At 61.2% G+C, this 13930-nt stretch carries 11 protein-coding genes and 1 pseudogene; 4 read left to right on the forward strand and 8 right to left on the reverse strand.

The window, feature by feature from the left end; translation table 11 throughout:
- Nucleotides 1-46 precede the first annotated feature (46 nt).
- The 5 genes from GFM02_RS06565 to GFM02_RS06585 form a co-directional block, all read right to left on the reverse strand.
- Nucleotides 47-937, reverse strand: coding sequence for an ABC transporter ATP-binding protein (locus GFM02_RS06565; RefSeq protein ID WP_168321191.1), 891 nt, complete (start codon nucleotides 935-937; stop codon nucleotides 47-49).
- Nucleotides 934-1968 carry an ABC transporter ATP-binding protein gene (locus GFM02_RS06570; protein ID WP_205930203.1) on the reverse strand — a complete coding sequence of 345 codons (1035 nt, stop codon included), beginning with the start codon at nucleotides 1966-1968 and terminating at the stop codon, nucleotides 934-936. The genes GFM02_RS06565 and GFM02_RS06570 overlap by 4 nt, the downstream gene beginning before the upstream one ends.
- A 4-nt stretch (nucleotides 1969-1972) precedes the next feature.
- Nucleotides 1973-2830, reverse strand: coding sequence for an ABC transporter permease (locus GFM02_RS06575; RefSeq protein WP_168321381.1), 858 nt, complete (start codon nucleotides 2828-2830; stop codon nucleotides 1973-1975).
- Nucleotides 2831-2836: 6 nt separating this feature from the next.
- The gene (locus GFM02_RS06580; RefSeq protein ID WP_168303421.1) at nucleotides 2837-3841 is read right to left on the reverse strand and encodes an ABC transporter permease; all 1005 of its coding nucleotides are present in this window, start codon (nucleotides 3839-3841) and stop codon (nucleotides 2837-2839) included.
- Between the two features lie 67 nt (nucleotides 3842-3908).
- Nucleotides 3909-5810 carry an ABC transporter substrate-binding protein gene (locus GFM02_RS06585; protein ID WP_168321192.1) on the reverse strand — a complete coding sequence of 634 codons (1902 nt, stop codon included), beginning with the start codon at nucleotides 5808-5810 and terminating at the stop codon, nucleotides 3909-3911.
- Between the two features lie 349 nt (nucleotides 5811-6159).
- On the opposite strand from GFM02_RS06585, the gene GFM02_RS06590 reads away from it, so the two are divergent.
- Nucleotides 6160-7788 carry a GH39 family glycosyl hydrolase gene (locus tag GFM02_RS06590; RefSeq protein ID WP_168321193.1) on the forward strand — a complete coding sequence of 543 codons (1629 nt, stop codon included), beginning with the start codon at nucleotides 6160-6162 and terminating at the stop codon, nucleotides 7786-7788.
- A gap of 56 nt (nucleotides 7789-7844) precedes the next feature.
- On the opposite strand, the gene GFM02_RS06595 is transcribed toward GFM02_RS06590, so the two are convergent.
- Nucleotides 7845-8516 carry a GntR family transcriptional regulator gene (locus tag GFM02_RS06595; RefSeq protein WP_003543485.1) on the reverse strand — a complete coding sequence of 224 codons (672 nt, stop codon included), beginning with the start codon at nucleotides 8514-8516 and terminating at the stop codon, nucleotides 7845-7847.
- 131 nt (nucleotides 8517-8647) lie between these two features.
- Nucleotides 8648-9673 carry a Gfo/Idh/MocA family oxidoreductase gene (locus GFM02_RS06600; protein ID WP_168321194.1) on the reverse strand — a complete coding sequence of 342 codons (1026 nt, stop codon included), beginning with the start codon at nucleotides 9671-9673 and terminating at the stop codon, nucleotides 8648-8650.
- A gap of 239 nt (nucleotides 9674-9912) precedes the next feature.
- Between GFM02_RS06600 and GFM02_RS06605 the strand changes: the two genes are divergently transcribed.
- Genes GFM02_RS06605 through GFM02_RS06615 form a run of 3 tightly spaced genes read left to right on the forward strand, consistent with a single transcriptional unit; the run spans nucleotide 9913 to nucleotide 13441 of the window.
- Entirely contained in the window at nucleotides 9913-11625 is a 1713-nt protein-coding gene (locus GFM02_RS06605) for an IlvD/Edd family dehydratase (RefSeq protein WP_168321195.1), read from the forward strand.
- Nucleotides 11622-12494: an amidohydrolase family protein gene (locus tag GFM02_RS06610; protein WP_168321196.1), complete on the forward strand. Its 873-nt coding sequence runs from the start codon at nucleotides 11622-11624 to the stop codon at nucleotides 12492-12494. The genes GFM02_RS06605 and GFM02_RS06610 overlap by 4 nt, the downstream gene beginning before the upstream one ends.
- A 14-nt stretch (nucleotides 12495-12508) precedes the next feature.
- A complete protein-coding gene (locus GFM02_RS06615; RefSeq protein WP_168321197.1) occupies nucleotides 12509-13441 on the forward strand; it encodes a dihydrodipicolinate synthase family protein in 933 nt (310 codons plus the stop codon).
- Here the strand turns inward: GFM02_RS06615 and GFM02_RS35530 are convergent.
- A pseudogene (locus tag GFM02_RS35530) lies at nucleotides 13422-13918 on the reverse strand (GNAT family N-acetyltransferase). The gene GFM02_RS06615 and the pseudogene GFM02_RS35530 overlap by 20 nt on opposite strands.
- Nucleotides 13919-13930 lie beyond the last annotated feature (12 nt).

The following is a 13930-nucleotide window of genomic DNA, read 5'->3' on the forward strand; positions in this document are numbered from 1 at the left end:
CCGGGTCGTCGCGACGATTTAAACAGTGAAGCTCAGAAATTGCGCATCACCTGGCAAGTCGGTCACCACTGCCGGAAGTGGCTTCACTTGTCTCGGCACTGCGTTGCCGCAGGCGCAGGATGGCCGACGCCTCGCGAGGATTGGGCGGCAGGACAGCGTTCTTCAACGCGATCGAATAGGCGTGTTTCGGATGTTCGAGCACGTCCCTGGCATCGCCGCTCTCCACCACCACGCCCTTGCGCATGATCACCACGCGGTCGGAAATGTAATAGGCGGTCGCAAGATCATGGGTGATGTAGACGATCGAGACGTTGAGAGCGTCACGCAGATCGCGGAAGAGATTGACGATCGACATGCGCAGCGATGCGTCGACCATCGAGACCGGCTCGTCCGCCACGATCAGCTTCGGCTCAGGTATCAGCGCACGGGCAACCGCGATGCGCTGCAATTGGCCGCCTGAAAGCTCGTGCGAGAAACGGCCTTTTATCTCCGCCATCGACAGGCCGACGCGTTGAAGGGCGACATCGGCAAGCGCCTCCTTTTCGGCGCGGCTCTTCGCGCCCTTGAAGCGATGGGCGGTGGCGAGCAGATACTCGTCGATCCGCGTCAGCGGATTGAAAGCTTCGAACGGATTTTGGAAGACTGGCTGGACCTTGGCCATGAAAGCCTCGCGATCCCTACGGGACCGCACGGCCTTCACATCCGTACCGTCGAAGCGAATGCTGCCCCGATCGGCCTTTTCGCTGCCGAGGATCATCTTCGCCAGCGTCGATTTGCCGGAACCGGATTCGCCGACGATCGTGAATATCTCGGACTTGTCGGCGGCAAGGGCAAAGCTGACATCGTCGACCGCCTTCATCTTTTCGCGCGAGAAGAAACCGCCGATCGGAAAAAGCTTGGTCACATGGTCGAGTTCGAGAAGGAAATGGCTGCTCATTGGATCCGATACTCCCCGGCACGGAAGCACGCGACCCGCCCTCCGGTGGCGCTCGGCAGCATGGCCGGCACTTCACGTGCGCATTTGTCGATCGCGATCGGACAGCGTGGATGGAAGCGGCATCCCGAAGGCGGATCCGAAAGTGCCGGCGGCTTGCCCCTGAGGCTCTTCCGCGTCGAGACATCACCAATGCGCGGCAGGCTGCCGATCAGGTGGACGGTGTAGGGATGCTGGGGATTGTCGAAGATAGCCTGCGTCGGCCCCTCCTCCGCCAGCCGTCCCGCATACATGATGGCCAGCCGGTCGGTGATGGCGGCATGCACCGACATGTCGTGAGTCACGAAGATGACTGAGGACTGCATGCGGGCTTGCACTTCCTTGATCAGCGCCAGAACGTCCTGCTGCACGAGCACGTCGAGCGCCGTCGTCGGCTCGTCGGCGATGATGAATTCCGGCTCGCAGACAGTGGCAAGGGCGATCGTCAGACGCTGGCGCATGCCGCCGGAAAGCTGGTGCGGAAAAGCCTCGAGCACATGTGGATCGAGATGCAGCCTGGCAAGATGCGCCTCGACGCGCGCGCGGAAGGCGGCGGGATCGAGGTTCATATGGCTGGAAGCGAAATCGGTGAAGGCGTGTTTGACCCTTCTGACCGGGTTCAGCACGTTCATCGAACCCTGCATGATGTAGGAAAGGTGACGCCAGCGTGCCGCCTTCATCTTATTCGGTTCGCCATAGACATCGATCGGCCCGTCGGTAAAGTTGAATTTCACCGTTCCGCCGACGACGCGCATCGGCGGACGGATGGCGCCGGCAAGCGTCTTGATCAGCGATGTCTTGCCGCTCGATGATTCGCCGGCAATGCCGTAGATCTCGTTTCTGCGGATGGTCAGGCTGATATCGTCGACTGCACGGATCTCCCGCCGCACGCCGAAATAATCATTGACGTAATAGCATTTCAGCCCGTCGATCGTCAGCGCGTCCATGGCGTTTTCGGCAAGGGTCAAAGGCTGCGTCCTCATCAGGTTCTGCATCTCCTCAAGCTCCCATGCGGGCGAGCCGCGAGCGCGGGTCGATATATTCGTTCACCGACATGGCGAGCATGAACAGGCCAAGGAACAGAATGACGACGAAGAGCATCGGAAAGGCGACCCACCACCATATGCCCGATACCATCGCGGAATGCGCATTGGCCCAGTAGATCATGCCGCCGATCGTCGGCCGGTTGATGTCGGAAAATCCGAGCACCGAGAGCGTCACCTCGAGACCGATCGCCCAGATCATGTTGTTCATCGTCGTGAAGAAGACGATCGGCATGACATAGGGCAGGTGTTCGCGGACGAGGATCTGCGGTGTGCGCATGCCCGAGAAGACCGCGTGCCGGGTGAATTCCCGCTGACGGAGAGACAGGGCGACGGAACGGATCAGGCGGCTGTCGTGCGTCCATCCGAGCAGCGCTGCGGTGATCGCCAGCATGAACCACGTCATTTGGTCGCGGAGCACGAAGACCAGAAGCAGCAGGATCGGAATATTCGGCAGGGCGCCGAGCGTATCGTTGACCGCCATGATGATCTGGTCGGTTCGGCCGCCGATATAGCCGGAGATCAGCCCGACGGCGATGGCGATGATGCGGCTGACGAAGGCGACGATGATACCGAAGAACAGCGTATTGCGCATCGAGGCGGCGATCTGCCAGAAAACCTCCTGGCCGCGCGAGGTGGTGCCGAGCCAGAATTCGGCCGAAGGCGGCATGTCGGGCGCGACGACATAGATAGCATTCTCGTCATAGGGCGAGAAGAACGACGCCACGATCAGCGCCAGGATGATAGAGATCAGGATGGTTCCGAGCAGGAACTCCTTGTTGTAGCGCAGCAGGTCTCTGAGGACTTTGAACATCACGGATTACCCCAGTTTCACGCGTGGATCGATCAGCGGATAGATGATGTCGATCACGAAGACCGCGGCGGCAACCGCGATGATGGCGATTGTGGTGACACCGAGCACGAGGCTGTAATCGCCGGAATAGATGCCGGAGATCAGAAGCTTGCCGATCCCTGGATAATTGAAGACGAACTCGACGATGACGGCGCCGCCGAAGACGTTGCCGAGACTGAGTGCCAGGCCGGTGACCTGCGGCAGCATGGCGTTGCGCGCCACATATTGCGAAAAGATGCTGCGCGAGCGCACGCCGCCAAGCTCGGCATAGACGACGTGATCGTCGGTGACGATGTTGGAAACCAGCGAGCGCATCGAGATGAACCAGCCGCCGATGCCGACGAGCACGAGGGTCAGGGCCGGCAGGATGCCGTGTTCGATCACCGAGCTGATGAAGGCCCAGTTGAAGGCCGGCGCGAGATTGACCTGCGCGCCGTCGCTGATCGGCAGGATCGGCCAGATGAAACCGAAGAGGATCACCAGGCTGAGACCGATGATGTAGGTTGGGATCGGCTGCAGCGCCATGATGACAATGCCGGCAACCTTCAGCAGCTTGCTGCTGCGGAAATAGCCGGCAAGCGCGCCGAGAAAATTGCCGATGATCCAGGAAACGATCGTTGCGAGCGTCAGAAGCCCAACGGTCCAGGGCAGCGCCCGGCCGATAACAGTCATCACGGGGGTCGGAAAGGAGGAAAGCGACGGGCCGAAATCGCCGGTCAGCACGCGGCCCCAGAAGGTGAAATACTGCTCCAGCAGCGGGCCGCCGGTGCCATAGAGCTCGCGCAGCGATTCGCGGAGGATTTCGACGGCCTGCGGATCGGTGGAGCCGAAGCTCGTCAACAGCGATACGGTCTGCTCGATCGGATCGACCGGCGAAAAATGCGCGATCAGGAAGGCCAGCGTGATGCCGGTGAAGACCACAAAGAGAAATTGCAGAAAGCGTTTTGCCGCATAGATCAGAAAGCCGTTCATGACATCGACCTTTCAATAGCAGAACGGAAACAGCCGGCGGCCGGCTGTTTCCTTTGTTGTGCCTCGATCAAGGCTTCGGCGCATCCGGATTGGCCTTCAGTCCGACCACCATGTAGCGAATGTTCGACCAGTTCGGACCCGAGGCCGAATAGGGATTGTCGGCGCTCGGATAGTTGGTCCAGTAGGTCGTATCGAGGGGTGCGAACTTGTTGTAGGCCATAAGCGGGATCATCGGCATTTCCTCGACGGCAAGCTTCAGGAAGTCCTGGCCGAGCTTGGCGACATCGGGCGAATCGAAGGCGATCGACCGATTGCGCTCGATGATCTGGTCGAGACGCGGATCCTGCCAGCGCTGCAGATTGCGCGGCGGCTGGATCTGCCCGACCGGCTTGATGAACTCCGAATGATAGCTGTCGAGGAAGAAGGAGAGGTCGGGATGACCGCCCCAGGTCTCGATGCTCCAGTAGATCGCCGCCTCGAAATCGCCGGTGCTGAGACGCTGGCCATTGGTCGGGCCGGCGACATCGACCTTGGTGGCGATGCCGGCTTGCGTCCATTGCTGGGCAATCACCGTGCCGGCGCGGGCAAGCGTCGGGATGGCATCGCCTTCCACCTGCAGGCGGATCGTAAAGGGCGTGCCGTCTGGCTTCACCCACTGGCGGCCGCTTTTCTTGAAGCCTGCCTTCTGCAGCAGCTCGGTTGCAGCCTCAGCGTCCTTCTTCCACCAGCCGAAGCCGAATGTGCGCTGCAGCTTGGCCGGATCGGTCGGGATCTGATCGGCCCATTGGCTGCGCACCATGTTGGCGATCTGCGCCGAGATGTTCGGATCGTAGGGCTTGATCTTGCGGGATCCGGTGTCGAGCTCGAAATTCGTCAGCCAGTCCTGCATCGGTGCATAATAATCGTCTGGGGCAGAACCCGTCGGCGGCGTGGCAAGGGCAGCGATATTGGCCGCGCCGCGGTAGGAGCCGAGCGCCACTTCACGGATATCGATCAGCAGAGCGAGCGCCCAGCGCACGTCCTTGTTGTCGAAGGGCGCCTTCTTCGTATTGAAGAGAACGGAAGGCAGCGTCGGGTCCGGATGCGCAAACGGGAAGCCCTTCAGCCAGGAGGCCGTGCTCTTGCTGTCACGCATGATCGAGAACATGCCTTCGGGCGCCATGTCGTTGATGACGTCGAGATTGTGGTTGCGTTGTTCGATGACGCGGGCCTCCGGATTGCCGGCCGCACGATAGACGACGTATTTGACCTCGGGCGGTTGTGCCGCAGCCAGGCCGATCGAAGTGCGCTGCCAGTCGTCACGCAGCTTCCAGATCGTCCAGTTGCCGCCCTTGTCATAGCTCTGCAGCTGGTAGGGGCCAAGCGAAACCGGTGGGTTATTGTTGAAGGACAGCGGATCTGCGGCCTTCTCGAAGACGTGCTTCGGCATGATCCAGGCGGCATTCCAGCGCACGGTGAAAAGCGTGTGGAAACGCGAGTTCGGCTTCTTCAGATGAAAGACGACCGTCTGCGGATCCGGATTTTCGATGCTCGCGACATTGACGGTGAAGGGCGCGCTCCAGGCCATGCCGGGATGATCGATCTGTGTCTGCACGGTATAGACGACGTCGTCGCTGGTGAATTCGACGCCGTCGCTCCAGAAGATGCCCTTGCGCAATTTCACCGTCATCTCGGTGAAATCGGCGTTGTAGCTCGGCGGTTCGCTGGCCAGCGCATTCTGCCAGGCATCCTTGCCGCCCTCTGGATTGATGAACCACAGCGTATCGGTGGTCAGCTGTTGCAGGCCGTTGAGGTTTGCCGCCGCCCCGCCGCCCGGAGCCCAGACGTTGAACCAGTCGGCATTCTGCTGCGGCGTGCCCTGGATGATCAGCGTTTCGTTGCGCGGTATGCCAGCAATGAAATCCTGCGCAAATGCCGGAAGGGCCACGAGCGACAATAAGGCAATGGCTGCATATTTACGGACCTTCATCGGATGTCCCTCCTCCTCAACTCGCCACGGCGAGCGCTTCCCGTAATCAATTGACGATAGCGTCCAGCGAACCCCACCTGCACGTGCCCGGGGACACATGCACTCCTCGGCGGCGAGCGAACTCACGCCACAGTTATCGACAATTTTTTGAGAAACGGCAACTGATAATTTTGCAAGCTATAAATAATTGCGCATTTTCAGGCGTTTTTGACGCATGGCGATGATCTACTTTTTTATATTATTGACAAAGCGAGCATTTCGCTTAGCTTTTGCGACGAGCGCGGCGCCCTCCCAAGAGGCCGCACTTCATCACCAGATAGGTCGGCTGCTTTCGGGAGGAGGCTTTGGCATGACCGTTCAAGAGGACACCAAGATGAGCAGCCCCCATGACGTGACAATCTCCGTTCACGCCAACCGGCCGACCGGCAAATACGAACCCTTGTGGAACTGGTTCGGATACGACGAGCCGAACTACACCTACTCCCCGCACGGCAGGAAGCTGCTCAAGGAACTCACCGAGCTCAGCCCCGAGCCACCGCGCATCCGCGCGCACAATCTTCTGACCAGCGGCGATGGCCTGCCTGCCCTCAAATGGGGTTCGACCAATGCCTATACCGAGGATGCGAACGGCAATCCGGTCTACGACTGGACAATCATCGACAAGATCTTCGACACCTATGTCGAGGCCGGCAATATTCCGCTGATTCAGATCGGCTTCACGCCAGAAGCGCTCTCCGACTTCGACGGCCCTTATCGCCACCAATGGGAGCCGGCCGACAAATACGCAACGATCACCACCGGCTGGACGGCCCCGCCGACGGACCTGAAGAAATGGGGCGACCTGATCGAAGCATGGGCGCGCCATCTGGCCGAAAGATATGGTGAGGACGTCGTTTCAAGCTGGCCATGGGAAGTGTGGAACGAGCCGGACGGCCACTACTGGACCGGCACCATCCCGCAATTTTGCGAAATGTATGACGTCAGCGCCAAGGCCTTGAAGCGCGCGCTTCCGAACGCCCGCGTCGGCGGGCCGCACACATGCGGCGCCTTTGCCAACGAAAAAGCCCAGACCTTCCTGCGTGCCTTCCTCAAGCACGTGGTCGACAACAAGTCGCCGATCGATTTCCTCGCCTTCCACGCCAAGGGCAATCCCGTGATCTACGAGGGTCACGTGCGGATGGGCCTGCACAAGCAGCTCCGCGACATCGAGACGAACCTTGCCATCATCAATGAGTTTCCGGAACTCCGGCACCTGCCCGTGGTGATCGGCGAATCCGATCCGGAAGGCTGTGCCGCCTGCTCTGCACGCGTCCATCCGCAGAACGGCTATCGCAACGGCCCGCTCTACGGCGTCTATGTCGTCGAAAGCATGATCCGCACCTATGAGCTTGCAAGACGCGCCAACATCCACATCGAAGGCGCTGTCACCTGGGCCTTCCTGTTCGACGACCAGCCCTATTTCGACGGCTTCCGCGATCTTGCCACCAACGGCGTCGACAAGGCTGTTCTCAACGGCTTTCGCATGCTCGGCAAACTCGGCGGCGAATGGCTGGAATCGGAAAGCGATTATCGCCGCGATATCGAAGATATCATGAGCCATGGCGTTCGCGGCAAGCCCGATGTCAATGTCGTGGCGACCCGCGACGACAAGGGCGTTTCCATTCTCGTCTGGCATTATCACGACGATGATGAAGCCGGACCGTCCGCAAATATCACGGTCAATCTCGACGGCTGGGACAACAAGTCCGCCTCGCTCAGGCATTTCAGGATGGACGAGGAGCATTCCAACGCCTTCGGCGTCTGGAAAGCGATGGGCAAGCCGCAGGATCCGGCCGGCGAAGACTATGCCAGGCTGGAAGCCTCGGGAAAGCTCGCCGAAATCGACGGTGAGGCGTCGGTCAAGGTCGATGACGGCAAGATCGCCCTCAAGGTCTCCCTACCGCGTCAGGGCGTGTCTCTCCTGCGCCTCGATTGGTGAGCCGGTAGGCGAAGGGAGCACAATCGAAATTTTGCGCTCCCTTTCACACGACCCGGTCAATTCTCGCTGACATAGGCGAGATAGCGTTTCTTGCTCGGCTGCAGATGGTCGACGCAGAGCTGGGCGAGAACCCAGTTATCGCCACCGCGCAGCATCTCGATCATCAGCCGGTGGTGCTCATGCGAGATGCGCAGCGACTCCTTGCTCGACATCGAATTGGCGCGCACCGGCAGGCTGAGCCGCATATAGAGCTCGATCGATTGCACCAGATGCGCATTGCCGCAGGCGCCGAAGAGCGTCAGGTGGAATTTGTCGTTGGCCTCGTGCACACCCCTGAGATAGCCGGATTCGATGTGGCGGCCATGCTCCTCGTGCAGCGCCAGCAGTTCCTCGATCAATGCCTCGGGTGCAGGCAGTCTTATCCACAGCGCTGCCTGCCGTTGCAGCAATTCCCGAACGTCGTAGATTTCCTGGACCTGGCGAGCCGTCAGCGAACGGACGGTCGCCCCCTTGTTGCGCTCCCGAACGACGATGCCCATCGTCTCGAGCTGCACGATCGCCTGCCGGGCGAAATGGCGCGTGACGTGAAAGCGGGCAAGAAGCGCGTCTTCGGTCAGGCGGGTTCCCGGTGCCAGCCGCCCGAAAATGATGTCCTCCTCCAGCGCGCGGGCAATGCTTAGATCATCATGCTCTATGCCGTCTTCGCGGCTTTCGTTGAGCGTCTGCAACGTCATCTCCTCTGAAGCATAACCCCGAAAATCGAAGTCGATTTTCGGAAAAGGATTATGCGCCAATTTAATGTGATAGAGCGTCCTTAGCGCGTCCTGTCGGACGCGCGGCGCTCTAACGGTGGGCCATGTTACAGCGGATTGCGTTCCGGGTCGAACCGGCTCAGGCGATAGATATCCTCGACAAGAGCAAGCGTCTTAATGTTATCGTCCGGCGATGTCTCCATCGCCACCCTTCCATCGAGGCTGTCGAGGAAATGCGCAATGGTCGCGTCATAGGCGCCTTGGTAGGTCTCGTCAGGATCGAAGCTCTCCCGGCGCTGCTGCGCACCCTCGGCCGAGAGCAGATTGCCGTTAAGTTCGAGCGTGCCGCGCGCCCCGAAGATGCGTAGGTGATCGCGCGGCGCCGGCGGCGCGCCATGCACGGCGAGATTGGCATTGATGGTGACGAGAACGCCATCGCTCGTCCGGCGCAGGACGACGCTTGCGACATCCTCCGCGACAATATCGCGATTGCTCCTCTCAAGCCGGGCACTGACCACCTCCATCTCGCCCAGAAGATATCTCAGCGTATCGAGATGATGGATCATGACCTCCATGACCAGCAATCGCTGCTGCGTCCGGAAGAACGGCTGGCGCACCAGCGCCGGTCTCTTTCCCTCCGCATCCGCGATCATGCCGCTGGACAGGAATTCGAACTGCACCTGGCGGATCTCGCCGGCAAGCCCCTCGTCGAGCCACGCCTTCAGCCGCCGATAATAGGCGCGAAACCGCCAGTTCTCGTGGATCATCAGCCTGCCCCTGCCAGAAAGGCTTGCCAGCAGATCGACCGCCTCGCCGTAGGAGGGTGCCAGCGGTTTCTGGCAGATGATGTCGAGGCCCTTTGCTGCCGCCAGCCGGACCAGCTCGACATGGAACTCCCGCGGCGCGCAGATATCAACGGCATCGAGCTGCTCGACATCCAGCATCGCCTGCGCGCTCGCATAGTTGCGCGCGATATCGAAGGCGGCAAGCCGGGCTTCGATGGCGCTCGGCGACGGATCGGCAATCGCCACGACCTTAGCTCTTTCCGATTGCCGCATCCATGCAGGCAGATGGTAGGCACTGACCCAGCCGGCGCCGATAATGCCGACACGCCGTCGTTCCATTCCCATCACGGCGCTTCCTCTGTGTTCAATCCAATTTATCAATAATCTATCCTGCTTCACCGCAAAAGCCAATCACCTGACTGCCGAGCGAAAGCACGAATTTCGAAGATTTCCATTATATTTTATGGCGATCGCCGAAGAAATCCAAAAATACGATACAGTGGCGCCATCTTATTTATTGACAATCCTCCGTATCCCTCTACCCTGACGCCACGGCCATGGATCAATTTGGCGAGGGAGGAACAGGTTTGTCGAACGGTCTTCGCCGCAAGCTGACGAGTTATGGCGATCAGGGATTCTCCCTTTTCCTGCGTAAAGCGTTCATCAAGGCCATGGGTTATTCGGACGATGCGCTCGACCGTCCGATCGTCGGCATCGCCAATACCTACAGTGATTTCAATCCCTGTCACGGCAATGTGCCGCAACTCATCGAGGCAACCAAACGCGGCGTGATGCTGACGGGCGCGATGCCCATGGTGTTTCCGACGATCTCGATCCACGAGAGCTTTGCCTCGCCGACCTCGATGTATCTGCGCAATCTGATGGCGATGGAAACGGAAGAGATGATCCGCGCTCAGCCGATGGATGCCGTCGTCCTGATCGGCGGCTGCGACAAGACCCTGCCAGCCCAGATCATGGCGGCCGCCAGCAGCGAGATACCGGCGATCTTCCTGCCGACCGGACCGATGGCCGTCGGCCACCATAAGGGCGAACGGCTTGGCGCCTGTACGGATTGCCGCCGTTTCTGGGGACGCTTCCGCGCCGGAGAGATCGACGAGGCCGAGATCGCCGAGGTCAACAATAAGCTGGCCAGCTCGATCGGCACCTGCACGGTGATGGGCACGGCGAGCACCATGGCGAACCTGACCGAGGTCATGGGGCTCTGCCTTCCCCGCGCCGGCTCCGCACCGGCCGTCGAATCCGAACGGGTCCGCGTTGCCGAGGAGACGGGCCGTGTCGCCGCGCGTCTCGCCATGGATGAGGCTGCCCCGACGGTGCGCGATATCCTGACGCCGCAAGCAATCCGCAACGGTCTCGTCGCGCTGCAGGCGATGGGCGGCTCGACCAATGCCGTCGTCCATCTTGCCGCAATCACCGGCCGCCTCGGCCTGCGCCTCGACATGGCCGAACTCGACCGGCTGGGCCGAAGCATTCCCCTGCTCGTCGACCTGCAGCCCTCCGGCCAGCATTATATGGAGCAGTTCCACGAGGCGGGCGGCGTCCCGGCTCTGTTGAAGGCGGTGCGCCATGAAATCGACGGCAGCGCCCCGACGGTCTACGGCAGGACGATCGGCGAGATCATCGACGATGTCATCGACGAACCGGGCCAGACCATCATCCGCACCGTCGAGAAACCGTTGAAGCCGATCGGAACGATCGCCGTCCTGTACGGCAATCTCGCGCCGCGCGGCGCCGTCATCAAACAATCGGCTGCCTCCAAGGAATTGCTGCAGCATATCGGGCGCGCCGTGGTCTTCGATTCCGTCGAGGATATGACGCTGCGCATCGACAGCGACGATCTCGACGTCCATGCCGATGACATCCTGGTTCTGCGCAATGCCGGACCAAAGGGTGCGCCCGGCATGCCGGAAGCCGGCTATCTACCCATCCCCCGCAAGCTCGCGCGGCAGGGTGTGAAGGACATGGTGCGGATTTCCGATGCCCGCATGAGCGGCACGGCCTTCGGCACGATCATCCTCCATATCGCGCCTGAGGCTGCCGATGGCGGTCCTCTGGCGATCGTCCGCACCGGCGATCGTATTCGCCTCGACGTCGAGGGCCGGCGCATCGACCTCGATATCGACCAGGCGGAATTCGATCGCCGCATGCTTGATGTCCTCAACCGGCCTTCCCCTGCGCCGTCGCGCGGCTATGCGAAGCTCTATCAGGAACGCGTGCTCCAGGCCGACGAAGGCGCCGACTTCGACTTCCTGCAAAGCGAGGAGCTCGACGCGCGATGAGCGCCGCTGATATGGAGGCACCGCTTTGCCTGCCCCGCCGGCCGCTGACGCGGCTGCCGCGGGCGGCACTGCCGCAAGGCACGGTCGATACGCATTTCCACGTCTTTCGCGCCGGCGCTGCTCTCAACACCCCACGCAGCTACACGCCTGACATCGCGGCGATTTCAGACTGGATCGAATTCTCCGGCAGCCTTGGCATCGGCAGGGGCGTATTGGTACAGCCAAGCGTCTATGGCCTCGACAACAGGGTGCTGCTGGAGGCGCTTGCCGCCTATCCAGATCGGCTGCGCGGCATCGTCGTCATCGATCCCGAAACCGCAGCGACCGAGATAGAGCGGCTCGACCGGCTCGGCGTGCGCGGCGTGCGGATCAATACGCGCAACAAGGGCGGCGTCCCGCTCGCCGCCGCCAGGACACTGGCGGAAAGTATTGCCCCTCTCGGCTGGTCGCTGCAATTGCAGATCAATCCCGAACAACTTCCCGATATTGCGGCAACGCTGTCCGGCATCCGCCTGCCCATCGTCATCGACCATCTCGGCTTCATTCCGCTTGCCAGCGAGACGAGATCATTGCATGTCGATGCGCTGAAAAGACTGATGGACAGAGCCGAGGCCTACGTCAAAGTAACCGCGCCCTATCGCCTGACGAAGGACGTGAACTACGACGGTTTTGCCGAGATCGCCTGCGCTCTTGTCGCCAGCCATGCGGAAAGGCTGCTCTGGGGCAGCGATTGGCCGCACACCGAATTGTGGGACGGCATGCCCGATGACGCCGAGCTGGTAGAGACCATGCAGGCCGCCATCGACGACCCCGCGATTGCCGAAAGGGTTTTTGTTCGAAATGCCGAAGCGCTGTTCTTCGGCCGTTGAATTGGAGAGCACCAATGGCCAGACTGACCGAAGATGCCAAGGGCGTCTATGTGATCGCCGTAACCCCCTTCACCGATGACGGCGCGCTCGATCTCGCCAGCATCGACAGCATGGTCGATTTCTACGAGGGCGCCGGCGTCACCGGCCTGACGGTGCTTGGCCAGCTTGGCGAGGCGCCGAAGCTGACCGCCGAGGAATCGCGGATAGTCGTCGAACGGGTGCTGAAGCGCCTCGACGGGCGCCTTCCCGTCGTCGTCGGCGTTTCGGCGCCAGGGCTTGCGCCGATGAGCGAACTCGCCGACGCCGTCATGGGCGGGGGTGCCGCCGGCGTCATGGTCGCGCCGCCCTGGACCGTCAAGACCGACGATCAGGCTTTCGCCTTCTACCAGTCGGTCGGCGAGGCCCTGGGCGACACACCCTTCGTGCTGCAGGATTATCCGCTCACCACCAATGTGACGATCGCGCCCAAGGTCATCGAGCGCATCGTCAACGAGGTGCCGAACTGCGTCATGCTCAAACACGAGGATTGGCCGGGTCTGTCGAAGATCTCGGCACTTCGCGCCGCCAGCGACAAGGGCGCCATGCGGCGCATTTCGATCCTTTGCGGCAATGGCGGGCTTTTCCTGCCCGAAGAGATGGGCCGCGGCGCCGATGGCGCCATGACCGGCTTTTGTTATCCCGAGATGATGGTTGGTGTCGTCGAGGCCTATGCCGCCGGAAATCCCGATCGCGCCCATGCGATCTTCGACGCCTATCTGCCGCTCGCCCGCTACGAACAGCAGCAGGGCATCGGTCTTGCCTCGCGGAAATACGTGCTTGCCAAGCGCGGCGTGATCAGATCCGCCACCTTGCGCAAGCCAGGCGCCAAGCTCTCGACGCTCGATATTGCCGATGTCGAGCGCTTGCTGGCGCGCCAGGCCATCCGCCTCAAGGAGATCGGGGCGTAACGAACCGGTGCAAATCCGAAGCCGCTGGATCGTCGCTATGGTGCTGCAGCGCGAGCAGATGCGTATGTCCGTCTCGTCCGTGCGGCTGAAACCGGGCGACTCCCAGAACCTCGCCGCACCATCGTTTCCGGCATGAACGGTGACGACGGTGCAGCAGGACTGCGCATGTTCGAGCAGAGCCAGGGCAAGCATCCGGCCGATGCCGCGCCCGCGCATTGCGGGACGAATGTAGAAACGCCGCATCCGCAACGCCCCTGACATGGCGGGGTCGACGGTGATGCCGCCGATGCCGACGAGCGCGTCATCGACATAGGCGCCAAGCAGCCTTTCGCCGTGATGTTCGAACTTGATATCGCCGGGCGACCATTCGTCGATAAGGCGGGCGACATGGCAATGGCCCTCCCGCCGGGCCTCGCTTTCAAGATCCGCGATCTCCTGCGGCAACCGATCGCGGATCTGGCGGATATCGATCGTCATGGCAATGCCGGT

Origin of the sequence: Rhizobium leguminosarum bv. viciae, assembly GCF_012276115.1 — a bacterium.
GTDB classification, from domain to species: Bacteria; Pseudomonadota; Alphaproteobacteria; order Rhizobiales; family Rhizobiaceae; genus Rhizobium; species Rhizobium leguminosarum_T.

Excerpts from the sequence above, each read along its gene's own strand:
- GFM02_RS06565 (WP_168321191.1), bottom strand. The coding sequence starts at position 937 with ATGAGCAGCCATTTCCTTCTCGAACTCGACCATGTGACCAAGCTTTTT.
- GFM02_RS06570 (WP_205930203.1), bottom strand. The coding sequence starts at position 1,968 with ATGCAGAACCTGATGAGGACGCAGCCTTTGACCCTTGCCGAAAACGCC.
- GFM02_RS06575 (WP_168321381.1), bottom strand. The coding sequence starts at position 2,830 with ATGTTCAAAGTCCTCAGAGACCTGCTGCGCTACAACAAGGAGTTCCTG.
- GFM02_RS06580 (WP_168303421.1), bottom strand. The coding sequence starts at position 3,841 with ATGAACGGCTTTCTGATCTATGCGGCAAAACGCTTTCTGCAATTTCTC.
- GFM02_RS06585 (WP_168321192.1), bottom strand. The coding sequence starts at position 5,810 with ATGAAGGTCCGTAAATATGCAGCCATTGCCTTATTGTCGCTCGTGGCC.
- GFM02_RS06590 (WP_168321193.1), top strand. The coding sequence starts at position 6,160 with ATGACCGTTCAAGAGGACACCAAGATGAGCAGCCCCCATGACGTGACA.
- GFM02_RS06610 (WP_168321196.1), top strand. The coding sequence starts at position 11,622 with ATGAGCGCCGCTGATATGGAGGCACCGCTTTGCCTGCCCCGCCGGCCG.
- GFM02_RS06615 (WP_168321197.1), top strand. The coding sequence starts at position 12,509 with ATGGCCAGACTGACCGAAGATGCCAAGGGCGTCTATGTGATCGCCGTA.